The sequence below is a fragment of the Actinoplanes lobatus genome, assembly GCF_014205215.1.
GTDB lineage: Bacteria > Actinomycetota > Actinomycetes > Mycobacteriales > Micromonosporaceae > Actinoplanes > Actinoplanes lobatus.
In genome coordinates this window covers 4,094,084-4,115,604 of sequence record NZ_JACHNC010000001.1, presented here as the reverse complement: position 1 = coordinate 4,115,604, position 21,521 = coordinate 4,094,084, and the positions used below count along the sequence as shown (strand labels likewise).

Annotated in this window: 16 protein-coding genes; 9 read left to right on the top strand and 7 right to left on the bottom strand. The window is 72.0% G+C overall.

Features of this window, described 5'->3' with window-relative positions; all coding sequences use genetic code 11:
• Complete coding sequence (locus tag BJ964_RS19260) at positions 1 to 1,788, top strand: vWA domain-containing protein (RefSeq protein ID WP_188121947.1); 1,788 nt, start codon at positions 1 to 3, stop codon at positions 1,786 to 1,788.
• Here the strand turns inward: BJ964_RS19260 and BJ964_RS19255 are convergent.
• Entirely contained in the window at positions 1,775 to 2,338 is a 564-nt protein-coding gene (locus tag BJ964_RS19255) for a hypothetical protein (RefSeq protein WP_188121946.1), read from the bottom strand. The two genes, BJ964_RS19260 and BJ964_RS19255, sit on opposite strands and share 14 nt — an antisense overlap.
• A gap of 95 nt (positions 2,339 to 2,433) precedes the next feature.
• Here BJ964_RS19255 and BJ964_RS19250 point away from each other — a divergent pair, with 95 nt between their 5' ends.
• A complete protein-coding gene (locus BJ964_RS19250; protein ID WP_188121945.1) occupies positions 2,434 to 3,678 on the top strand; it encodes an NYN domain-containing protein in 1,245 nt (414 codons plus the stop codon).
• On the opposite strand, the gene BJ964_RS19245 is transcribed toward BJ964_RS19250, so the two are convergent.
• Entirely contained in the window at positions 3,668 to 4,207 is a 540-nt protein-coding gene (locus BJ964_RS19245) for a TetR/AcrR family transcriptional regulator (RefSeq protein ID WP_188121944.1), read from the bottom strand. The genes BJ964_RS19250 and BJ964_RS19245 overlap by 11 nt on opposite strands.
• 173 nt (positions 4,208 to 4,380) lie before the next feature.
• Between BJ964_RS19245 and BJ964_RS19240 the strand changes: the two genes are divergently transcribed.
• Complete coding sequence (locus BJ964_RS19240; RefSeq protein WP_188121943.1) at positions 4,381 to 6,573, top strand: glycoside hydrolase family 3 C-terminal domain-containing protein; 2,193 nt, start codon at positions 4,381 to 4,383, stop codon at positions 6,571 to 6,573.
• On the opposite strand, the gene BJ964_RS19235 is transcribed toward BJ964_RS19240, so the two are convergent.
• On the bottom strand, positions 6,567 to 6,944 hold the full coding sequence (locus BJ964_RS19235) for a response regulator transcription factor (protein ID WP_188121942.1): 378 nt from the start codon (positions 6,942 to 6,944) through the stop codon (positions 6,567 to 6,569). The two genes, BJ964_RS19240 and BJ964_RS19235, sit on opposite strands and share 7 nt — an antisense overlap.
• Positions 6,945 to 7,126: 182 nt before the next feature.
• On the opposite strand from BJ964_RS19235, the gene BJ964_RS19230 reads away from it, so the two are divergent.
• Complete coding sequence (locus tag BJ964_RS19230; RefSeq protein ID WP_188121941.1) at positions 7,127 to 7,360, top strand: hypothetical protein; 234 nt, start codon at positions 7,127 to 7,129, stop codon at positions 7,358 to 7,360.
• 217 nt (positions 7,361 to 7,577) lie between these two features.
• Positions 7,578 to 9,392, top strand: a complete 1,815-nt coding sequence (locus BJ964_RS19225; RefSeq protein ID WP_188121940.1) for an anthranilate synthase family protein — start codon at positions 7,578 to 7,580, stop codon at positions 9,390 to 9,392.
• Positions 9,393 to 9,457: 65 nt separating this feature from the next.
• On the opposite strand, the gene BJ964_RS19220 is transcribed toward BJ964_RS19225, so the two are convergent.
• The gene (locus tag BJ964_RS19220; RefSeq protein ID WP_229807011.1) at positions 9,458 to 12,094 is read right to left on the bottom strand and encodes an MGH1-like glycoside hydrolase domain-containing protein; all 2,637 of its coding nucleotides are present in this window, start codon (positions 12,092 to 12,094) and stop codon (positions 9,458 to 9,460) included.
• A gap of 146 nt (positions 12,095 to 12,240) precedes the next feature.
• Here BJ964_RS19220 and BJ964_RS19215 point away from each other — a divergent pair, with 146 nt between their 5' ends.
• Positions 12,241 to 13,686, top strand: a complete 1,446-nt coding sequence (locus tag BJ964_RS19215) for a GGDEF domain-containing protein (RefSeq protein WP_229807010.1) — start codon at positions 12,241 to 12,243, stop codon at positions 13,684 to 13,686.
• A 10-nt stretch (positions 13,687 to 13,696) separates the two neighbouring features.
• Positions 13,697 to 14,191, top strand: a complete 495-nt coding sequence (locus BJ964_RS19210; protein ID WP_188121939.1) for an NUDIX hydrolase — start codon at positions 13,697 to 13,699, stop codon at positions 14,189 to 14,191.
• Between the two features lie 10 nt (positions 14,192 to 14,201).
• Here the strand turns inward: BJ964_RS19210 and BJ964_RS19205 are convergent, their stop codons facing one another.
• Together BJ964_RS19205 and BJ964_RS19200 are read right to left on the bottom strand one after the other, a co-directional pair.
• Entirely contained in the window at positions 14,202 to 14,879 is a 678-nt protein-coding gene (locus tag BJ964_RS19205; RefSeq protein WP_188121938.1) for a response regulator, read from the bottom strand.
• On the bottom strand, positions 14,876 to 16,159 hold the full coding sequence (locus BJ964_RS19200) for a sensor histidine kinase (RefSeq protein ID WP_188121937.1): 1,284 nt from the start codon (positions 16,157 to 16,159) through the stop codon (positions 14,876 to 14,878). Before BJ964_RS19200 ends, BJ964_RS19205 begins: the two co-directional genes overlap by 4 nt.
• Positions 16,160 to 16,386: 227 nt before the next feature.
• Here BJ964_RS19200 and BJ964_RS19195 point away from each other — a divergent pair, with 227 nt between their 5' ends.
• Together BJ964_RS19195 and BJ964_RS19190 are read left to right on the top strand one after the other, a co-directional pair.
• Complete coding sequence (locus BJ964_RS19195) at positions 16,387 to 16,812, top strand: DUF1707 SHOCT-like domain-containing protein (protein ID WP_188121936.1); 426 nt, start codon at positions 16,387 to 16,389, stop codon at positions 16,810 to 16,812.
• Positions 16,813 to 16,925: 113 nt separating this feature from the next.
• Positions 16,926 to 17,747, top strand: coding sequence for a metal-dependent hydrolase (locus BJ964_RS19190; protein ID WP_183217707.1), 822 nt, complete (start codon positions 16,926 to 16,928; stop codon positions 17,745 to 17,747).
• 45 nt (positions 17,748 to 17,792) lie between these two features.
• Here BJ964_RS19190 and metH read toward each other — a convergent pair whose 3' ends face one another.
• Positions 17,793 to 21,395 carry a methionine synthase gene (gene metH / locus BJ964_RS19185; protein ID WP_188121935.1) on the bottom strand — a complete coding sequence of 1,201 codons (3,603 nt, stop codon included), beginning with the start codon at positions 21,393 to 21,395 and terminating at the stop codon, positions 17,793 to 17,795.
• Positions 21,396 to 21,521 lie beyond the last annotated feature (126 nt).

The following is a 21,521-nucleotide window of genomic DNA, read 5'->3' as shown; positions in this document are numbered from 1 at the left end:
ATGGTCCGCGCACCGCAGCCGACGGAGACCGATCCGAACACGCTCGCCTGTCACGCCGCGTGGCGGGAGCTGTGCGAGCACCCGCTGTTCGCGCCGATGACCCGCGAGCGAGGCCACCCCCGTCCGGACGCGTCGCTGACGCTGGTCGCCGCGCCGGTCCCGGGAAGCGCCCGGGTCACCATGGACGGCCGGATCACGGCGAGCCGGGCCCGCCGCCTCGACGAGGCGGAGTGGCGCTGGGTGCTCGCGCACTGCCTGCTGCACCTGGGTTTCGACCACTTCGATCCGGCGGTCGAGCACGACGCCGCGTTCCGGGCGGCGGCCTGCGTGGCGGTGACCCGGTTCCAGCGGGCCGTGAAGCTGGGCCGCGAGCCGGACCCGCTGCCGCAGCTGCTGCCGACGGCGGAGGAGGCCACGCTGGCGGCCCGCTGGCGCCGGGAGGGGGTGCCGGACGGGCTCGCCGGTCCCCCGGACCTGGATCCCGCCCCGGTCCGGTTCCGGCCGGGGGCGGAGCCGTCCTGGCCGGAGCGGTTCGCGTCGGGCCTGTCGGCGGCCGCCATGGCCGGGGTGGAGGTGGCCGGCGGCGCCCGCGGGTCGATCACCGAACGGGCTCCCCACCGGGGCCCGGCACAGCGGGCGATGAGCTGGTTCGTCGGGTCGTACCCGCTGCTCGGCGGGGTGGCGGCCGGGTTCACGCTGGTCGCCGACGGCGTGCTGGCGCAGAGCCAGGGCATCGCGATCGCGGCGGTGTCGGCCGAGGCGGGCGAGATCTACGTGAACCCGTGGCGGTCGCTGAGCGAGGAGGAGTGGCGGTTCGTGCTGGCCCACGAGCTGCTGCACGTCGCGTTGCGGCACGCCGACCGGGTGGGCGGCCGGGACCCGTACCTGTGGAACGTGGCCTGCGACTTCGTGATCAACGGCTGGCTCGTGGAGATGGGGGTCGGGGTGATGCCGGACGGGACACTGCACGATCCGGAGTTCGCCGGGGCCTCGGCCGAGCACGTGTACGACCGGATCGCCGGTGACCTGCGCCGGATGCGGAAACTGGCGACGCTGCGCGGGCAGGGCGCCGGGGACATGCTGGGCGAGGCGCTGCCGTGGGCCGGCCGCCGGGCCGGTGGAGTGGACCTGGACGAGTACTGCCGCCGCGCGCTGCTGACCGGGTTCGCGTACCACCGGGGTGGTGGCCGTGGGGATCTGCCGGCCGGGCTGGTCGCCGAGATCCGGGTGCTGGAGCAGCCGCCGCTCCCGTGGGACGTGCGGCTGGCCCGCTGGTTCGACGAGCACGTGCCGCTGGTGGAGCCGGTCCGGAGTTACGCCCGCCCGTCCCGCCGCCAGTCGGCGACCCCGGACATCCCGCGCCCCGGCCGCCACTACCCGGAGGAACTGGTCCGGCGGCAGACGTTCGGCGTGGTGGTGGACACCTCCGGTTCGATGAGCCATCAGCTGATGGGCAGGGCGCTGGGGGCGATCGCGTCGTACGCCACCGCCCGGGACGTGCCGGCCGCCCGGGTGGTGTTCTGCGACGCGGCCGCGTACGACGCCGGTTATCTGCCGGTCGACGACATCGCCGGCCGGGTGCGGGTGCGCGGCCGTGGCGGCACCCGCCTCCAGCCGGCGATCGACCTGCTGGAACGCGCGGACGACTTCCCCCGGGAGGGGCCGATCCTGGTGATCACCGACGGCGAGTGCGACGTGCTGCGGATCCGGCGGCCGCACGCGTACCTCATGCCGCGCGGCGCCCGCCTGCCGTTCACTCCGCGCGGCGAGGTGTTCAGCCTGCGCTGACGCCGGCGGGAAGGCCTGCGGGGAGGCCCGCGCTGACGCCGGTCGGAAGGCCCGCGCTGAGGGCCGCACCGAGGCCGGCGGGGATCCGGTAGTCCGGATACGGCTCCTGCTCGGCGGCCCGGTCCGGGCCGCCGGCCGCGGTGGCCCGCAGCAGCAGCGAGGTGCCGTCGGCGCAGACGATCCGCACGCCGCGCGGCGCCTTCCCGCGTTCCCCACCGGGGCCGAGGTCGGCCAGCGCGACGAGCTGCCAGGAGCGGAAGGCGGCCGGGCGGGCGGCGTCGAGCAGCATCACGGCGAGCACCACCACCCGGTCCGGCCGGCGGCCCGCGGGTGGCGGCAGCACCTCCGGCACCGGCAGGTCGGTCTCCTGCGGCCAGATCGCACCCCAGAGGTACGCGAGCGCGCCGTCGCCGTACCGGATGCGGACGCCGGCCGGGGACGGGCCGCCGGGTGCGGTGCCCGCGCCGAAGCGCTCCACCGCCTCGATCTCCGGGTGGGCGGCGGCCCGGAACAGCGCCTCGATCACGTCGAGGACCTGGGCGAGCTGCAACGGTGTGCTCCGATCGTCAAGGCTTCGATCGGAGTCAACCGTCTTCCGGGGCAGCCCTGACGCCCGTGTTGTGCGACGCGGGGTAGGTTTCGGTCATGGCTCGCGTACGCGCTGCACTGTATCTGGACTTCGACAACGTGTTCAGCGCCCTCATCAGGCAGGACCCGGATGTCGCCATCCAGTTCGCCGAGGAGCCGGGCGCCTGGCTGTCCCGGTTGACCACGTCGTTGACCGTGGACGGTCCACGCCGTTGGCTCATCCTGCGGTGCTACATGAATCCGGGCGGCTGGGTGCCGCATCCCGATCCGTCCGCCGGGACGCAGCGGCTCTACTACTCGCGCTTCCGGCCGTACTTCGTGAACGCCGGCTTCGAGGTGATCGACTGCCCGCGGCTGACCCACACGAAGAACGCGGCCGACATCCGGATGGTGGTCGACGCGGTGGACGCGCTCGGCGATCCGGTGCAGCACGACGAGTTCGTGATCGCGTCCGGCGACTCGGACATGACACCGCTGCTGGTGCGGCTGCGGCGGGCCGACCGGCGGACCACGATCGTCTCCCCGGCCGACGCCGCGCTCGCCTTCACCTCGGTGGCCGACCGGCTGATCACCAGCCAGGAGCTGCTGGAGCTGGTGCAGGGCGAGCCGGTGGAGAGCGAGGAGCAGCCGGTGGTGGTGACGGCGTCCGGCGAACCCGAGCCGCCGGCCTCCTTCGGCCAGTTCCGGGACCTGGTCACCTGGCGGTTCACGGCGGCGCCGGGCCCGCTCAACCTGGCCTCGCTCGCCCACGACCTGCGCCGTCAGCTGGGCACCGGGGTGGACGAGTCGAACTGGTTCGGGTTCGGCGGGTTCGTCCGGGCGCTGGAGAGCCTGCGGCTGCCGCACGCCAAGTTCTCCAACCATTTCGTGTGGGACGACAGCCGGCACGGGCCGCCGGAGACCGCGGGCGGGGCCGGTTCCGCGCCGGAGCCGGTGGTCCGGCTGAGCGCCCCGCTCGGCCTGCCGCGGCTGCCGCGGGACATGTGGCCGCCGGTCTACCAGGCGCTGGCCGACTACGCCGCCGGCCACCATTTCAACCTCACCGAGGCGACCCGCTGGGCCCGGGACGCGCTGGCCGAGCAGGGGGTGGACGTGAGCCGGTCGGCGATCGCGTTCGTCACCCGGGGGACCGCGTTCGGCGGCGCCCCGCTCTACCGGACGCCGCCGCCGAACGCCGAGGAGGTCGCGACGGCGTTCGCGGACAACGTGCTGAACCGGGCCGAGGCGGCCGCGATCGCGCTGACCGAGGAGGAGTGCGCCGAGGTCCGCTCCTGGCTCGGAGCACCGGACCCTAAGGCCTGAACAGGCGGGCCGCCGCCGCGTCCCACGCGGTGACCAGGTCGATCGTCTCCGGCTCGCGCAGCCACTGGATCTGGAGGCCGTCCATCAGGGCGACCACCTGGATGGCCAGTTCGCGCGGGCCGGGCACGTCGCCCTCGGCCAGGGCGGCGAACTGGTCCAGCGTGCGCCGCTGCCGGGCCTTGAAGTAGCCGTGCGCCGGGTGGCCGGGGGCCAGTGACTCGGCCTCCAGCACCGCGAAGAGCCGGACGATCTCGGGCTGTTCGGCGTTGCGGCGGACCAGCGCCGAGCAGACCTCGGGCAGGGTGACGCGGCGCGGTTCCTCGGCCCAGAGCTGGTGTACGGGCAGGCCGAGCTTTTCGGCGAGGGAGCGGGCGTCCTCCTCGTCGCGGTATTCCAGAACGGCCACGAGCAGGCTGTCCTTGGAGCCGACGTGGTGCAGCATGCCGGGCACGGTGAGGCCGCAGCCGTCGGCCACGTCCTGCATGGACAGCCCCCAGAAGCCACGCTCGGCGATCAGCCTCGTGGTCATCTCGAGGATCTGCCGGCGCCGCTCGGCGGCTGGTAACCGGGCGCGGTCGCGCCGGAACTGTGGGGAGGTCTGCACTGCTCTTTCCTATCAGCAACCTCTTGCCGGACCGCCTCTGACCTGGCTATGTTACGGGTCAGTTAATACCTAGTAGGTACTCAGTAAGGTGGGCGGCGATGGACCTCAGCACCTCGGAACAGGCGGCGATCACCAGCGGCGGCGACTTCTGGCACACCTCGCCGGTCGAGTCGGCGGGCCTCCCCGCGGTGACCGTCACCGATGGCCCGCACGGGGTGCGCATGCAGGCGACCGGCGGTGACCTGCTGGCCGGGGTGCCCGCCACCTGCTTCCCGCCGGCCGTGGCCAGCGCCTCCACCTGGGATCCGGAGCTGCTGCGCCGGATGGGCGAGGCGCTCGGCGACGAGTGCCGGGCGCAGGACGTGGCGGTGCTGCTCGGGCCGGGCGTCAACCTGAAGCGCACCCCGCTGGGCGGCCGCAACTTCGAGTACTTCTCCGAGGACCCGATCCTGACCGGGATGCTGGCCACCGAATGGGTGCGCGGCCTCCAGAGCCGGGGCGTCGGCGCGTCGCTGAAGCACTTCGCGGTGAACAGCCAGGAGACCGAACGGATGCGGATCAGCGCCGACGTCGACGAGCGCACGCTGCGGGAGATGTACCTGCGGGCCTTCCAGCGGGTGGTCACCCGGGCCCAGCCGTGGACCGTGATGTGCGCCTACAACCGGGTCAACGGGGTGTACGCGAGCGAGCACCACTGGCTGCTCACCGAGGTGCTGCGCGGCGAGTGGGGCTTCGAGGGCCTGGTCGTGTCGGACTGGGGCGCCGTGGTGGACCGGGTGAAGGCGGTCGCGGCCGGGCTCGACCTGACCATGCCCGGGCCGGACGCGGACGGCGACGCCGCTCTGGTCGCGGCCGTCGGGTCCGGCGACCTCGACCCGGCTCTGCTGCGGCAGAGCGCGGAGCGCGTACGGGAAATGATCGTGAAGGCCGGGAAGCGACCGGCCGGCGGCTATGACGCCGAAGCGCACCACGCGCTGGCCCGGGAGATCGCCGGACGGGCGATCGTCCTGCTGAAGAACGAGGGTGACCTGCTGCCGCTCGGCTCCTCGTCGACGCTCGCGGTGATCGGCGAGTTCGCGCGGACCCCGCGCTACCAGGGCGGCGGCAGCTCGCAGATCACGCCGACCCGGCTCGACGACGCGCTCACCGAGATCACCGCGGCGGCCGGTGGCGAGGTGCGGTTCGCGGCCGGCTACACCGTGCGGGGTGACGCGGACGAGGGTCTGCTGGCCGAGGCCGTGGCGGTCGCGAAGGCCGCCGACGTGGCGATCGTCTTCGCCGGCAGCGTCCACGAGACCGAAGGCGCCGACCGCACCTCGATCGACCTGCCGGCCACCCAGGTGGCCCTGATCGAGCGGGTGGCGGCGGCCAACCCGCGGACCGTCGTGGTGCTCTCCAACGGCGCGGTCCTCGCCACCCGGCCGTGGGACGAGAAGGTGCCCGCCCTGGTCGAGGGCTGGCTGCTCGGTCAGGCCGGCGGCAGCGCCGTCGCCGACGTGCTGTTCGGGCGGGTCAACCCGTCCGGCCGGCTCGCCGAGACGATCCCGGTGAAGCTCGCCGACCACCCGTCCCACCTGGACTTCCCGGGCGAGCACGGCCACGTCCGGTACGGCGAGGGCCTGCACGTCGGGTACCGGGGCTTCGACGCGCGCGGGCAGGAGGTGGCCTACCCGTTCGGGTTCGGGCTGTCGTACACCACCTTCGGCTACGGCGCGGCCCGCGCCACCGCGACGGCGACCGGCGTCGAGGTCCGCGTCCCGGTGACCAACACCGGCGCGCGCGACGGGCGCGAGGTGGTGCAGGTGTACGTGAGCCTGCCCGGCTCGCGGGTGCGGCGGGCGCCGCGGGAGCTGAAGGCGTTCGCCAGTGTGCCGGTCGAGGGCGGGGACACCGCCGACGTCGTCCTGACCGTCGACCGCGACGACCTGGCCTACTGGGACATCCGGCTGGGCCGGTGGATCGTCGAGGGCGGCGAGTACCTGATCGAGGTGGGCGCCTCGTCCCGGGACGTACGGGCGTCGGTGACCGTGCACGTGGCCGGCGACCCGGACCGGGTGCCGTTGACCACCGAGTCCAGTGTCGGCGAGTGGTTCGCCGACCCGCGCGGCGCCGAGGTGCTGGGCGCGGCGTTCGCGGAGGCGGCGGGCGACGGCCCGATGTCGGCGATGACCGCCAACCCGGAGATGCTGATGATGCTGGCCAGCCTGCCGCTGGCGCGGCTGGCCTCGTTCCCGGGCAGCCCGCTGAGCGCCGGTGACCTGGAGAAGCTGGTGGCCGCGGCCAACTACTGACGTTCCGCCCGCGCGAGCAGCTCCTGGATCCGGGAGACCAGCTCGCGCGGGCTGAACGGCTTGGTCACGTAGTCGTCGGCCCCGGCGCCGAACCCGCCCTCCACGTCATGCTCCTGGACCCGGGCGGTGAGCATGATGATCAGCGTGCCGGCGGTCGCCGGATCCGCCCGCAGCATCCGGCAGACGTCGATGCCGGAGAGCCCCGGCATCGACACGTCCAGCACGGCCAGCGTGGGGTGCCGGGCCCGTGCCGTCTCCACCGCCATCTGCCCGTCGCCGACCGCGAGCACCTCCAGCCCGGCCTGCTCCAGCTTGAGAGCCACCAGGTCACGGATGTCGGCGTCGTCGTCGGCCACCAGGACGGTCGTCACGCGGCTCCCCCGATCTTCGATTTGCGCTCGGACGCTATACCGATAAAAGCTGGTATGTAGGCAGTTCTCGGAAGTTCGGTCTGCAACCTTCCCGCAACCCGGGTGCGACCGGCAATGCATCCCGCGGCCGGTGTGCTGTACCGAGAGCAACCACCGCGCAACTCGAACGACTGGGAGGAACGATGAACGCCGTAATCGACGACGTACGGAGTGAAGCGCTCTTCGCCTCATACGTGCAGCGCTCCCAGGAGCCGACTCCGGAAGTGATCCGGACAGCCGTTTCCACCATGGTCGACCAGCTCGGCGAGTCCGGCTGCGCCGAGATCGTCGCCCAGGAGTACGGCGAGCACCCGGACTGTGCCATCGGACGGATGAACTGGGCCCGGGACGCCGTCCGGCTCGCCTTCACCGCCTGAGTGCCGGCCCGTCAGGCGTACGCCGTACGCCTGACGGGTCTGGCGCGACCGGCCGCCCGGCCGTAAGCTTCCCGGCATGCGCGCGAAATTGACCATGTGGTGGCCCGCCTGACCGGCGGCCCCTTTCCCGCGCGTGACCACCGCGGCCGCCTCTCCGAGGCGGCCGTTTTTCGTGGGCCGGCCCTCGGCCGGCGGTCCTCGACCGAAAGAGGACCCGATGCCCTTCGCCCTGCTCCACCGTGACGGCGCCGACCACGTCGAGGTACTGACCGGGGACGTCGTCACCGTCGCCACGCTCGCCGACATCCCGCTGCATCCCGGCACACCGGTGCTGGCGGTGATCCCCTACCGGCAGATCGGCGAACGCGGTTTCGACTGCGTCGACGACGGCGCCCCGCTGGAGTGCCTGCTGGTCCGCTCGACCAGCCGAGAGCCCCTGGACGCGTTCCCGCCCGGTCCGCTGACCCTGCGCGACGGCGGTTTCGACCTGTCCGACGACGAGTACGGCCGGATCGTCGAGGAGGTGCTGCGCGACGAGATCGGGCACGGCGAGGGCGCCAACTTCGTCATCCACCGGGTCTACGAGGCCACCGTCGAGGGCGATCCGCTCGCCGCGGCGCGGGCCGCGTTCGGCCGGCTGCTCACCGGGGAACAGGGCACCTACTGGACGTTCCTGGTCGACACCGGGGAGCGGATCCTGGTCGGCGCCACCCCGGAACGGCACGTCAGCGTCACCGACGGGGTCACCATGATGAACCCGATCAGCGGCACCTACCGCAACGACGGCGGCTACCCGGGCCTGCTCGACTTCCTGCGCGACCCGAAGGAGATCGAGGAGCTCTACATGGTCCTCGACGAGGAGCTCAAGATGATGGCCACGGTCGCCGAACACGGCGGCCAGGTGGCCGGCCCCTACCTCAAGGAGATGGCCCGCCTCACCCACACCGAGTACCTCCTGGCCGGGCACGGTTCGCTGGACGTCCGGGACGTGCTGCGGGAGACCATGTTCGCGCCGACCGTCACCGGCAGCCCGATCGAGAACGCCTGCCGGGTCATCGCCCGGCACGAGCGCCGCGGCCGCCGCTACTACGCCGGCGTGCTCGCCCTGCTCGACCACGACGAGCAGGGCCGGCAGACGCTGGACGCGCCGATCCTCATCCGCACCGCGGAGATCACCCCCGACGGCGCGCTGCGCGTCCCGGTCGGTGCCACGCTGGTCCGCCATTCGACAGCGGCGGGCGAGGTCGCGGAGACCCACACCAAGGCGTCCGGCCTGCTCTCCGCGCTGGGCGCGGTTCCGTCAAAACCCCTTCCGGTACGGGGTACGGCGCAGACACCGGAGGTACGCGAACTGCTGGCCGCCCGCAACGACGAACTGGCCCGGTTCTGGCTCGACTCCCGGGCGCCCGGCGCGCTGACCGTGCCGTCACTGGCCGGCCGGCACGCGGTGATCATCGACGCCGAGGACACGTTCACCGCCATGCTCGCCCACCAGCTCAAAGCCCTCGGCCTGCGGGTCACCCTGCTGCCGTGGACGTCGGTGACCACCCTGCCGGAGGGCGACCTGCTGGTGTTCGGTCCCGGCCCGGGCGACCCCTCGAACCTGGCCGACCCCAAGATGGCGACCCTGCACCGGCTCGCCGGGGAGGCGCTCGAGGCGCGGCGGCCGCTGTTCGCGGTCTGTCTCGGGCAGCAGATCCTGGCCTCGCTGCTGGGGCTGTCGCTGGCCCGGCGGGACTCGCCCTACCAGGGTCTGGCCCGGGAGGTCGACCTGTTCGGGACGGTCCGGCGGGTCGGCTTCTACTCCAGCTTCTCGGCGGTGTCGGACGAGCCGGTGGCGGCGTCGCCGTACGGGCCGGCCGAACTGGCCGTCGACCCTTCCGACCGCACGGTGCACGCGCTGCGCGGCGCCGGCTTCGCGGGCGTCCAGTTCCACCCCGAGTCCGTCCTCAGCCGCGACGGCGTCGACGTGCTCCGCGAACTTCTGCCGCCGCTTCTGTCCGACGTGGTTAGCCCGGCCCTCCCCGGGTAGCGAGAAGGTGTCGGTGGTCCAAGGAGATCGAGAGCCTCACCTTGGGCCACCGGCCCTTCGTGCGTCTAAGGCCGGTCGGGGCCACTCCGCAGGTTGAAGATCAGGTCGATGACCAGGGCCGTCCAGCCGGCCTGGTGCCAGGCGCCCAGGCCGGCCCCGTTGTCGCCGTTGAAGTACTCCGGGAAGGCGACCAGGTCCTTCCAGTCCGGGTGGGTCTGGAAAAGCTCGGTGGCGCCGTAGATCGGGCGGCGACCCTCGGCGTCCGGCACGAACAGGCCGATCAGGCGGCGGGACAGGTCGTCGGCGATCTCGGTGAGCCCGGCCTTGCACTGCGAGCCGGTCGGGTACTCGGCTTTCAGGTCCTCGCCGTAGAACTCGGCGAACTCCCGCAGCGCCTGGACCAGGAGGTAGTTGACCGGCATCCACACCGGACCGCGCCAGTTGGAGTTTCCGCCGAACAGGCCGCTGGTACTTTCGGCCGGCTCGTAGCCGACGGTGAAGTCGGAGCCGCCCAGCGACACCGTGAACGGCTTCTCCAGGTGGGCACGGGACAGGGTGCGCAGCCCGTACGGGGAAAGGAACTCCTCGGGATCGAGCAGGCGCGCGAGAATGCGCAGCAGCTGGTCCTGACCGACCATGCTGAGCAGGCGCTGCCGGCGCCGGTCGGCGCCGCCGAGGCGCCGGGCGCTGATCACGTCACCGAACTCTCCCTGGTGATGCAGCATCCACCGGACCCGTGCGTTGATCTCCGGAAGCCGGCCGAGGGTCTCCGAGGTGAGCCGGGTGGTGGCGGCCAGCGGCAGCAGGCCGACGATCGAGCGGGCCTTGAGCGGCACCCGGTGGCCGTCCGGCAGGCGCAGCACGTCGTAGAAGAAGCTGTCCTCCTCGTCCCACAGCCCCTGCCGGTACGCCGCCTCCGCGATGTACGTGAAGTGCTCGAAGAACTTGGTGGCCATGTCCTCGTAGGCCCGGTCGTGCAGGGCCAGGATGATCGACATGTCGAGCAGGTTGAGCGCGTACATGGCCATCCAGCCGGTACCGTCGGACTGCTCCAGCACCCCGGCGACCGGCAGCGCGGCCGACCGGTCGAACGGCCCGACGTTGTCCAGGCCGAGGAAGCCACCCTCGAAGAGGTTGTTGCCGCCGACGTCCTTGCGGTTGACCCACCAGGTGAAGTTGAGCAGCAGCTTGTGCATCACGCGGGACAGGAAGCCGAAGTCCCGCCCGCCGTCGATCTTGAAGACCTGCAACGCGGCCCAGGCGTGCACCGGCGGGTTCACGTCGGAGAACGACCACTCGTACGCCGGGATCTGGCCGTTCGGGTGCATGTACCACTCGCGGAGCAGCAGCAGGAGCTGGGACTTGGCGAATCCCGGATCGACGCGGGCGATGCTGACACAGTGGAACGCCAGGTCCCAGGCGGCGTACCAGGGGTACTCCCACGGGTCCGGCATACTGATGACGTCGAAGCTGTTCATGTGCCACCAGCCGTTGTTGCGCCCGTGGCGCCGGCCCGGTGGCGGTGGGGCGTTGCCCGGGTCGCCGTGCAGCCACTGCTTGACGTCGAAGTGGTAGAACTGCTTGCCCCACATCAGGCCGGCGACGGCCTGCCGGGCCACGTCCTTCTCGTCGCCGGTGGCCGCCTCCGGCAGCACCTCGGCGAAGAACTCGTCGGCCTCGGCCAGCCGGTCGCGCATCACCGCGCTCCAGCCGTCGCCGAGGTCGGCCGGCGGCAGCGCCCGGTCGCTCTGGGTGAGCCGGAGCCGGATGGTACGGCTCTCCCCCGCCCCCAGCGTCACCCGGTAGTGCAGCGCCCCCTTGGTGCCGGTCCCGGCCGGGTTCACCGTCGGCATGTCGAGCGTCAGGTGGTCGTTGATGCCGTCCTTGGGGAACGGGCTGTGCCCCGGCCGCCCCCACAGCCGCTGCGCGTTCGTCTCGTTGTCGCACATCAGCGGCCGGGGCGTGCCCTGCCCGTCGAGGGTGATGCGGCCGAGTGAGCGGTGCCGTCCGGACAGCCGCCCCGGCGTACCGATGATCTTCGGGATCTGGCGGTTGGGCAGCCCCCACGACCACGTGTTGCGGAACCACAGGGTGGGCAGCACGTGCAGGGTGGCCGGCTCCGGGCCACGGTTGGCGACGGTGACCGCGATGCAGACGTCGTGGGTGCCGGCCTTCGCGTAGTCGACGGTGACCGCCCAGAACCGGTCCTCGTCGAAGATCCCGGTGTCGACCAGCTCGTACTCGGCCTCGTTGCGTGACCGCTGCCCGTTCACCCGGACCAGCTCGTCGTACGGGAACTCGGCCTGCGGGTAGTGGTAGCGCCAGCGCATCCACGAGTGGGTGGATGTGGAGTCCTGGTACCACCAGTAGTCCTTGGCGTCCTCGCCGTGGTTGCCGCCGTCCCCGCCGAGGCCGAACATCCGCTCCTTCAGGATCGGGTCCCGGCCGTTCCACAGCGCGAGCGCGAAGGCGAACGTCTGCCGGTCGTCGCAGAGCCCGGCCATGCCGTCCTCGTTCCACCGGTACGCCCGGGAGCGCGCGTGATCGTGCGGGAAGTAGTCCCACGCCGTGCCGTGCTCGCTGTAGTCCTCACGAACCGTGCCCCAGGCGCGTTCGGCGAGGTACGGCCCCCACGCGCGCCACGGCTGCTCACCGGAATCGGCCTGTGCGAGGCGTACCCGCTCCGACACGTCCGTCCCCACCCCCATCATCCGAATTCATCTTTCGGAGTCGATCACACTGAGACTGTCACGCTCATATGTCAAACATGTAAGGCCCGGGACGCCGGCACCAGAGGTCCCCCGAATCCGCACCCGGTGAGCAACTCCGGCACCGGATCCTTCCTGACGTGCGACGAGAACTCTGGGCTGGACTCACCTGGGCCGGTGTGATGGTGGTCTGTGTCGCCCTGCGGGTGGGCTTCGGGACCACAGGCACCTCCTACCTGGTTACCGTCGCGCCGTACATGCTGGTCAGCGCCGGCACGCCGGTCGCCGTGCTGATCGGTACGCACCGGCACCGGCCACCGCACCGGGCCGGCTGGTTCCTGCTGGCCGCGGCCCAGGTGGTGTACGCCGTCGCGGACGGAATGACGGTGCGCGACGACTGGCTCGGCGATTTCCTCGAGCCCACCCCGGCCGACCTCGTGTACTTCGCCTCCTACCTGCTGCTCTGCGCCGCCGTGGTGGTGTTCATCCGGCGCCGCACCCCCGGCTGGGACCTGCCGGGCGGCATCGACGCCCTGGTCGTGGCGATCAGCGCCGGCCTACTCGTCTGGATCTACGTGCTCCAGCCGCTGACCTCCGACTCGGCGCTGCCGCTCAACGCGAAACTGACCCAGTCGGCGTACCCGGTCCTGGATCTGATGGTGTTGATCCTGGCGATTCGTCTGGTGATGGGCACCGGCAACCGTGGGCCGGTGCTCTGGCTCATCCTCAGCAGCCTCACCCTCATGTTCGCCGTGGACACGGCGTACGCGGTGGAGGGCATCGCCGACGGCAGCTCGGTCGACGAGGCGTACCTCGACGCCATGTGGATGATCTCGCTCGGGCTGCTCGGCATGGCCGCCCTGCACCCCGGCATCCGCCGATTCGACAAGCGCAGCGACACCGCCCTGCCGGACGCGTCACCGGGCCGGCTCGGCGTCCTCGCCATCGCCGTGCTGATGGCGCCGGGCGTCCAGTTCATCCAGTGGCTGCGCGGCACACCGGTCAGCGTGCCGCTGATCAGCGCGGCCTGCGCGGTCATGTTCCTGCTCGTGCTCGCCCGGATGTACGGCCTGGTCGCGGCCCAGCGGCGGGCCGCCGTCACGGACGGCCTGACCGGCCTGCACACCCGACGGCACTTCACCCAGGCGCTGGCCGTCGAGTGCCGCCGGGCCGCCCGCGCCGGCCACGGCGTCGGCCTGCTGATCATCGACGTCGACCACTTCAAGAAGGTCAACGACGGGTACGGGCATCCGGCCGGCGACCAGGTCCTGCGTGAGGTGGCCCGGCGCCTGGCCGCCGGCAGCCGGGCCGGCGGTGTGATCGCCCGCTACGGCGGTGAGGAGTTCGTGGTGCTGGCCCCGCACACCGGCCCCGGCGAGCTCTACGCCCTCGCCGAGCGCCTCCGCGAGGAGATGGCCGGCCTCCCCGTCGACGTCGGCGGCGAGCTGCTGTCGGTGACCGTCTCGATCGGCGCCGCCGTCGCCGTCGACCCCGACCCGGAGGCGCTGCTGCACGACGCCGACGAGGCCCTGTACGCCGCCAAGGCCGCCGGCCGAAACCGCGCCATCCTGTCGGCCGCCCGTTAAGGTCGGCCACGTGCCAGCTTCCGAATACGTCACCGGCCTGCGGGCCAAGACCGGCCCCGGCCTGATCATGTTCCCGTCGGTGACCGCCGTGGTCTTCGACGACCGCGGCCAGATCCTCCTGCACCAGCGCAGCGACAACGCGAGCTGGACGCTGATAGCCGGGATGATGGACCCCGGCGAGCAGCCGGCCGACACGGTGATCCGGGAGGTGGAGGAGGAGACGTCGGTCCGGGTGAGGATCGACCGGCTGGCCGGGGTGGCGCTGCACGAGGTCACCTACCCCAACGGCGACCACTGCCAGATGGTCAACACCTGGTTCCGCTGCCGCGCGGTCTCCGGCGTGGCCCGGGTCAACGACACCGAGTCGCTGGCCGTCGGCTGGTTCCCGCTGGACGCGCTCCCGGACCTCAACCCCTACGCGCTGCACCGTATCCGCACGTCGCTGGCGGAAGAGGGCCCCGCCTGGTTCGCTCCACCCGGCGACACCATGATCCCGGGCCATTAGCCCGGCCGGGTCAGGTGGCCAGCCAGCCGGGGCGGATCAGGCCGGCCTCGTAGGCGTAGACCACCAGCTGGGCGCGATCCCGTGCGCCCAGCTTGATCATCGTGCGGCTGACGTGCGTCTTCGCGGTCGCCGGGCTGATCACCAGGCGGGCCGCGATCTCGTCGTTGGAGAGCCCCTCGGCGACCAGCACCATCACCTCCCGCTCCCGGTCGGTGAGCTGGTCCAGCTCACGCGGCGGCTCCGGCGGCCGCCCCCGGGCCGCGGCCGCGGTGAACGAGCCGATCACCCGCCGGGTCACGCTCGGCGACAGCAGCGCGTCACCGGCCGCGACCGCCCGCACCCCGCGCAGCAGATCCACCGGCTCGGTGTCCTTCACCAGGAACCCGGACGCCCCGGTCCGCAGCGCCTCGAAGACGTATTCGTCCAGCTCGAAGGTGGTCAGGATGACGACCTTCGTACCGGCGAGGGCCGGGTCCGACGCGATCCGGCGGGTGGCCTCCAGGCCGTCCACCCCGGGCATGCGGATATCCATCAGTACGACGTCCGGCCGCGTGGCCCGTACCACCTCGACCGCCCGCAGCCCGTCCGCCGCCTCCCCGACCACGTCGATGTCCGGCTCCGCGTCGAGCAGCGCCCGGAACCCGGCCCGCACCAGCGCCTGATCGTCCGCGAGCACCACCGAGATCACCGTTCCACCCCCGGCCCGTTCTCGGACAGCGCCGGCTCGGCGACGGGGGTACGGGCCGGCTCGGTGGGCAGGACCGCGGTGACCAGGAAGCCGCCGCCGGAGGACGGCCTCGCGGTGAAGGTCCCGCCGAGGCTGTCGGCGCGGGCCTGCATTCCGGCTATGCCACTCCCCCGCGAACCGGCGCCGTCGGCCGGGTCAGCGGCCGCCCGGCCGGTGTTGGTGATCGACAGCATCAGCGACCCGGGGGTGTAGCGGATCTCGACCAGGGCGGTCGGCTCCGGGCCGGCGTGGCGGCGCACGTTGGTGAGGGCCTCCTGAACGATCCGGTACGCCGCGCGGTCCACCTCGGCGGGCAGCTCGCGTTCCTCGCCGTCGACACGGGTCCGCACCGGGAAGCCGGCGCCGGCGGTCAGGTCGGACAGGCGGCTCAGGCCGAGGGCCGGTTGCCGGGGCGCCTCCTCGTCCTCGGTACGCAGGACGCCGAGCACCGACCGCACCTCACGCAACGCCTCCGCGCTGGCCGTCTTGATCGCCGAGAGGGCCTCCCGCGCCTGCTCCGGCCGGTTGTCCATCAGATGCAAACCCACTCCCGCCTGGACGTTGATCAGTGACAGGTGGTGCCCGAGGACGTCGTGCAGCTCGCGGGCGATCCGCAGCCGCTCCTCCGAAGCCTGCCGCCGCTCCTGCTCCTCCTCGGCGCGGGCCCGCTCGCGCCGGGCCCGGGCGATGGTCGCCATCTGGTCGCGGTGCACCTGGGACACCATGCCGGCGAGCACCGCGCCGCCGAGCCCGGCCGCGGCGAGCGTCAACTCCCGCAGCCCGGGGCTGACTCCGGCCGGCAGGTCCAGCGGGCCGGCGAGGACCACGGTAACCAGGAGGTACCCGGTCCAGGCGGCGGACGCGGCGATCGCGGCGGCGGTCCGGCGGCCCTGTTTGGCGAGGGTGAACAGGGCGATGGCGGGGGCGACCGCATACATCCAGTACGGCTCGGCGTGGCTCGCGAAGGCGATCGACGCGGCCGCCGACACGGCGAAGGCCGCGAGCGGGGCGCGTCGCCGCCAGAGCAGCGCCACCGGCCCGGCGAGCAGGAGGAAGTAGTAGAGCGGCCCGGTGGCGAGGTGGACGCCACCCCGGTCGGCCAGCTCGCCGGTGCCCACCAGGTGGAAGAGGGACGCCGCCACCGCGGCCCCGGGAGGCCAGTTGGCATGCCTCCCGTGCCGCCGCCACGGCGGCCCGGCCGGGTCCACCGCACGCGGCCCGCAGTCGTCGGCCTGCCTCATGCACCCGAACCTACGGCACCGTGCGGGCCCGCACATCGCCGCGCGGTAGCTCCCTCCGGTACGACCCGGGGCGCACCCGCCGCGGGCCGGGTACGACTCCGGGCGTACAAGGAAGATCGAGAACGGCGCGGAATGCGCCGCACGGATGCCTCACCGGGCCGACGCGCGCGCCCTCGTCCGGCGCCCACTCTGGTGTGCAGGGAAACGCGATCGAGGGAGACGACATCATGGAAACCACTCCGGCCCGCCTGCGCACCTCCGACACCGAGCGGGAGCAGGTCGCCGAGATCCTGCGTGCCGCGATGGCCGAGGGCCGTCTCGACATGGTGGAGGGAGAGGAGCGGCTGGCCTCGGCGTACGCCGCGAAGTATCGCGACGAGCTGACGTCGCTGACGGCCGATCTGCCCGGCGACGGCCGGCATGCCCTGGCCCGGACCCCGCAGGCGCGCGCCGCGACACGCCGGTCGCTGCGCCGGCACGCCAGCTTCGTCATGATCCTCGCGGGTGTCCTCACCGGACTGTGGATCATCTCGGGCTCGGGCTTCTTCTGGCCGGCGATCCCGCTGACGTTCCTGGTGGTGGGGCTGGTCAAGCACGCCGCCTACGGTCGTTGGCGGCCGGAGTACACGTTCGGCCACCACCACCGTCGTTGATCGCCGGAAGTGTCGGGTGGCCGACCCCACTCCGACATGGACCCGACGGTCGTTGATCTTCCCCGTTCACTCTGCCAGAGTGGGCCAGTTTGTTCGGGGAGGGACAAGAGAAGATGATGGGTCCGTCGCACGCGCTCTCGGGCGCGGCCGCCTGGCTGGCCGGCAGTTGGGCGCTCGACCAGTTCGCCAACGTGAGCCAGACACCACTCGAGGTGGCGGTGGGCACGGCGATCTGCGCCGGTGGCGCCCTGCTGCCCGACCTGGATCTCTCCGGCAAGGTGACCCGGAACCAGGGTGGCGCCACGGTGGCCCGCACGTTCGGTGTGGCGTCGCTGTTCGTGGCCGAGGTGGTGGAGAAGTTCTCGCTGGGCGTCTACACGGCGACGAAGCTGAGCCGGGACCCGCGCCGCGACAACGGCCACCGCACCTTCACCCACACGCTGCCGTTCTGTGCCCTGATCGGCTGGGGCACGACCGCGCTGGCCGACCGCTACGGCTACTGGGCGGTGATCGGGATCGTCTTCTTCATGGGCGGCCTGGCGCTGCGCGGCCTGTTCGACGACTGGGCGGAGCGGGCCGGCTGGGTGATCGTGACGCTGTGCTCCGCGCTGATCGCCTGGTTCACGGCGGCGAACCTGCCCAGCGACCGCGGCTATCCGCTGCTGGGACTGGCCGTCGGGGTGGGCTGTTTCGTACACATCCTGGGCGACATGATCACCAAGAACGGCGTGCCGATCATGTGGCCGATCCCGGTCAAGCGCCGCATGTGGATGATGGTCGGCATCCCGAACAGCATGGCGGTGAAGGTCGGCGGCAAGGTCGAGGTGGTCATCCTGCGCACCGCGTTCACCGTGATCGCGCTGCTGTCCATCGCCGGGCTGTTCGTCCCGAGCCTGCTGGAGCGCTTCAACCTGGACGTCTGGGCCAGTCGCTGAGGCACGGCCGGGCCGCGGATCACTCCGCGGCCCGGCCGGAACCACTCAGTCGATCGAGTACGCGAGGTTCGGCCGCAGCCAGCGCTCCACCTCGGCGACCGGAACGCCGCGGCGCCGCGCGTAGTCCTCGATCTGGTCCTTCCCGAGCCGGCCGACCGTGAAGTAGCGGGCCTCCGGGTGCGCGAAGATCAGGCCGCTGACCGCGGCGGCCGGAGTCATCGCGTACGACTCGGTGAGGCCGACGCCGATCGACGACGTGCCCAGCAGCTCGAACAGGTCGCGCTTCTCGCTGTGATCCGGGCAGGCCGGGTAGCCGAGGGCCGGGCGGATGCCACGGAACCGTTCGGCGTGCAGGTCCGCGAGCACGGGCTGGGCGTCCGGCTCGAACCAGTCGCGGCGGGCCTTGAGGTGCAGGTACTCGGCGAACGCCTCGGCCAGCCGGTCGGCCAGGGCCTTGACCATGATGGCCCGGTAGTCGTCGTGCTCCGCCTCGTACTTCGCGGCCAGCTTCCCGGCGCCGTGGATCGCCACCGCGAAGCCGCCGATGTGGTCACCTTCGGGAGCGACGTAGTCGGCGAGGCAGCGGTTGGCGCGACCGGCCGGCTTCTCGGTCTGCTGCCGCAGCATCGGGAACGAGGCGCCGTTCGCCAGCCTGATGTCGTCGCCGTCGGCGTGCGCCGGCCAGAACCCGTACAGGCCGCGGGCCTGGAACGAGCCCTCCGCGATGATCTGGTCGAGCAGCGTGTTGGCGTCGTCGAACAGCTCGCGGGCCACCGGCTGGTCCAGGATCGCCGGGTACTTGCCCTTGAGCTCCCAGGCCAGGAACAGGAACTGCCAATCGATCAGCCGGCGCAACTCGGCGATGGTCGGCGCCACCTCGCGGACGCCGGTGAACACGGGCACCGGCAGGTCGCCGAAGTCGACCGTCTCACGGTTGGCGCGGGCCTGCTCGACGGTGAGCAGCGGCTGCGAGTGGCGCTGCTCGTGCTGGATCCGCAGGCGCTCCTGCTCGGCCCGGTTGGCCTCGTCGAGCTGGCCGGCACGGACCGGGTCGAGCAGGTCGGAGACCACGCCGACCACGCGGGAGGCGTCCAGCACGTGCACGGTGGGCGAGTCGTACGCCGGGGCGATCCGCACCGCGGTGTGCTGCTTGGACGTGGTGGCCCCGCCGATCAGCAGCGGGAGCTTCATGCCCCGGCGCTGCATCTCGGCGCCCACCGCGACCATCTCGTCCAGCGACGGGGTGATCAGGCCGGAGAGGCCGATGGCGTCGGCGCCCTCGGCGATCGCGGTGTCCAGGATCCTGGCGGCCGGGACCATCACACCGAGGTCGATCACGTCGTAGTTGTTGCAGCCCAGCACCACGCCGACGATGTTCTTGCCGATGTCGTGGACGTCGCCCTTGACCGTGGCGAGCACGACCTTGCCCTGGCCGCGGGAGCCCGCCTCCTTCTCGTCCTCCATGAACGGAAGCAGATAGGCGACCGACCGCTTCATCACCCGGGCGCTCTTGACCACCTGCGGCAGGAACATCTTGCCGGAGCCGAAGAGGTCACCGACCACGCCCATGCCGGTCATCAGCGGGCCCTCGATGACGTCGAGCGGCCGCGGCAGCTTGAGCCGGGCCTCCTCGGTGTCGGCCTCGATGAAGTCGACGATGCCGTGGACGAGGGCGTGGCTGAGCCGCTCCTCGACCGGGGCCTCGCGCCACGACAGGTCGACCTCGCGCTTGGCGCCCGAGCCGGTGACCGTGGAGGCGAAGGTGACCAGGCGGTCGGTGGCGTCCTCGCGGCGGTCGAAGAGCACGTCCTCGACCAGCTCCAGCAGGTCGGCCGGGATGTCCTGGTAGACGGCGAGCTGGCCGGCGTTGACGATGCCCATGTCCAGGCCCGCCTTGACGGCGTGGAACAGGAACGACGAGTGCATGGCCTCGCGGACCACGTCGTTGCCACGGAAGGCGAACGACAGGTTCGAGATACCCCCACTGGTACGGGCGCCGGGGCACCGCTGCTTGATCAGCGGGAGGGCCTCGATGAACGCCTTCGCGTACCCGTTGTGCTCGGCGATGCCGGTGGCGACCGCCAGCACGTTGGGGTCGAAGATGATGTCGGTCGGGTCGAACCCGTCCTCGACCAGCAGGTCGTAGGCGCGGCCGCAGATCGCCACCTTGCGGTCGCGGGTGTCGGCCTGGCCCTGCTCGTCGAAGGCCATCACCACCACACCGGCGCCGAAGTCCCGGATCCGGCGGGCCTGTGCGAGGAAGGGACCCTCGCCCTCCTTGAGGCTGATCGAGTTGACCACGCCCTTGCCCTGCACGCACTTGAGGCCGGCCTCGAGCACCGAGAACTTCGAGCTGTCGATCATGATCGGGATCCGGGCCACCTCGGGCTCGGTGGCGATCAGGTTGAGGAAGGTGACCATGGCCCGCTCGCTGTCCAGCAGGTCGGCGTCCATGTTCACGTCGAGCAGGTTGGCGCCGCCGCGCACCTGCTCCAGGGCCACGTCCACGGCGGCCTGGTGGTCGTCGGCCTCGATGAGGCGGCGGAACTTGGCCGAGCCGGTGACGTTGGTCCGCTCGCCGATCATGACGAAGCCGGTGTCCGGGCCGATCGCGAACGGCTCCAGGCCGCTGAACCGGGTGGTCGGGGCGGGCGGGTCGATGACGCGCGGGGTGGCGCCACGGACCGCGTCGGCAACCGCGCCGATGTGCGCCGGGGTAGTGCCGCAGCAGCCTCCGACGATATTGACCAGGCCATCGGCGGCGAAACCCTGGAGCAGCCCACCGGTCACGGCGGGAGTCTCGTCGTAGCCACCGAACGCGTTGGGCAGGCCGGCGTTCGGGTGGGCGGCGACGTAGACGTTCGACAGGCGGGCCAGGTCGGTGACGTGCGGGCGGGCCTCGGTCGCGCCGAGCGCGCAGTTCACCCCGACGATCAGCGGCTCGGCGCGCTCGATCGAGCGCCAGAACGCCTCGACGGTCTGACCGGAGAGGGTACGCCCGGAGAGGTCGACGATGGTGACAGAGATCCACAGCGGGATCTCCGGGGCGACCTCACGGGCCGCCGCGACGGCTGCCTTCGCGTTCAGCGTGTCGAAGACCGTCTCGATCAGGAACAGATCGACGCCGCCCTCGGCCAGCGCCGACATCTGTTCCGCGTACGTCGCCTTGACCTGGTCGAAGGTGACCGCGCGGTAGGCCGGGTCGTCGACCTTCGGCGACAGCGACAGGGTGACGTTGAGCGGGCCGACCGAACCGGCCACGAACCGGGGGCGACCGTCGGCCGCAAACGCCTCCTCGGCGGCCTGGCGGGCCAGGCGGGCACCCTGCACGTTCATCTCCCGCACCAGGTGCTCCAGCCCGTAGTCGGCCTGGGCGATGCTGGTCGCGGTGAACGTGTTCGTGGTGGTGATGTCGGCGCCGGCCGCAAGGTACTGCCGGTGGACGTCGAGGATGACGTCCGGCCGGGTGAGGATCAGCAGGTCCGGGTCGCCGGTGACGTCCTGCGGGTGGTCGGCCGGGATCAGGTCGTCACGGCGGTAGTCGGCCGGGGTCAGCTTCGCGCCCTGGAGCATCGTGCCCCACGCGCCGTCGAGCACCAGAATTCGCTCAGCGAGCAGCTCACGCAGCTGGGTGACGGTCTGAGTCAACGAGAACACCTCCGAGATCCCTGAGAAGTCGGAGGCGCCCTTGTTTCGGGTGGTTCACCGGTCGAGCGTGACGGGTCGGCCCCGCTGCAGCGCCTCTCGGCCGGACCGTCAACGATACCGACTCCA

Excerpts from the sequence above, each read along its gene's own strand:
- BJ964_RS19260 (WP_188121947.1), top strand. The coding sequence starts at position 1 with ATGGTCCGCGCACCGCAGCCGACGGAGACCGATCCGAACACGCTCGCC.
- BJ964_RS19250 (WP_188121945.1), top strand. The coding sequence starts at position 2,434 with ATGGCTCGCGTACGCGCTGCACTGTATCTGGACTTCGACAACGTGTTC.
- BJ964_RS19245 (WP_188121944.1), bottom strand. The coding sequence starts at position 4,207 with ATGACCACGAGGCTGATCGCCGAGCGTGGCTTCTGGGGGCTGTCCATG.
- BJ964_RS19240 (WP_188121943.1), top strand. The coding sequence starts at position 4,381 with ATGGACCTCAGCACCTCGGAACAGGCGGCGATCACCAGCGGCGGCGAC.
- BJ964_RS19230 (WP_188121941.1), top strand. The coding sequence starts at position 7,127 with ATGAACGCCGTAATCGACGACGTACGGAGTGAAGCGCTCTTCGCCTCA.
- BJ964_RS19225 (WP_188121940.1), top strand. The coding sequence starts at position 7,578 with ATGCCCTTCGCCCTGCTCCACCGTGACGGCGCCGACCACGTCGAGGTA.
- BJ964_RS19200 (WP_188121937.1), bottom strand. The coding sequence starts at position 16,159 with ATGAGGCAGGCCGACGACTGCGGGCCGCGTGCGGTGGACCCGGCCGGG.
- BJ964_RS19195 (WP_188121936.1), top strand. The coding sequence starts at position 16,387 with ATGGAAACCACTCCGGCCCGCCTGCGCACCTCCGACACCGAGCGGGAG.
- BJ964_RS19190 (WP_183217707.1), top strand. The coding sequence starts at position 16,926 with ATGATGGGTCCGTCGCACGCGCTCTCGGGCGCGGCCGCCTGGCTGGCC.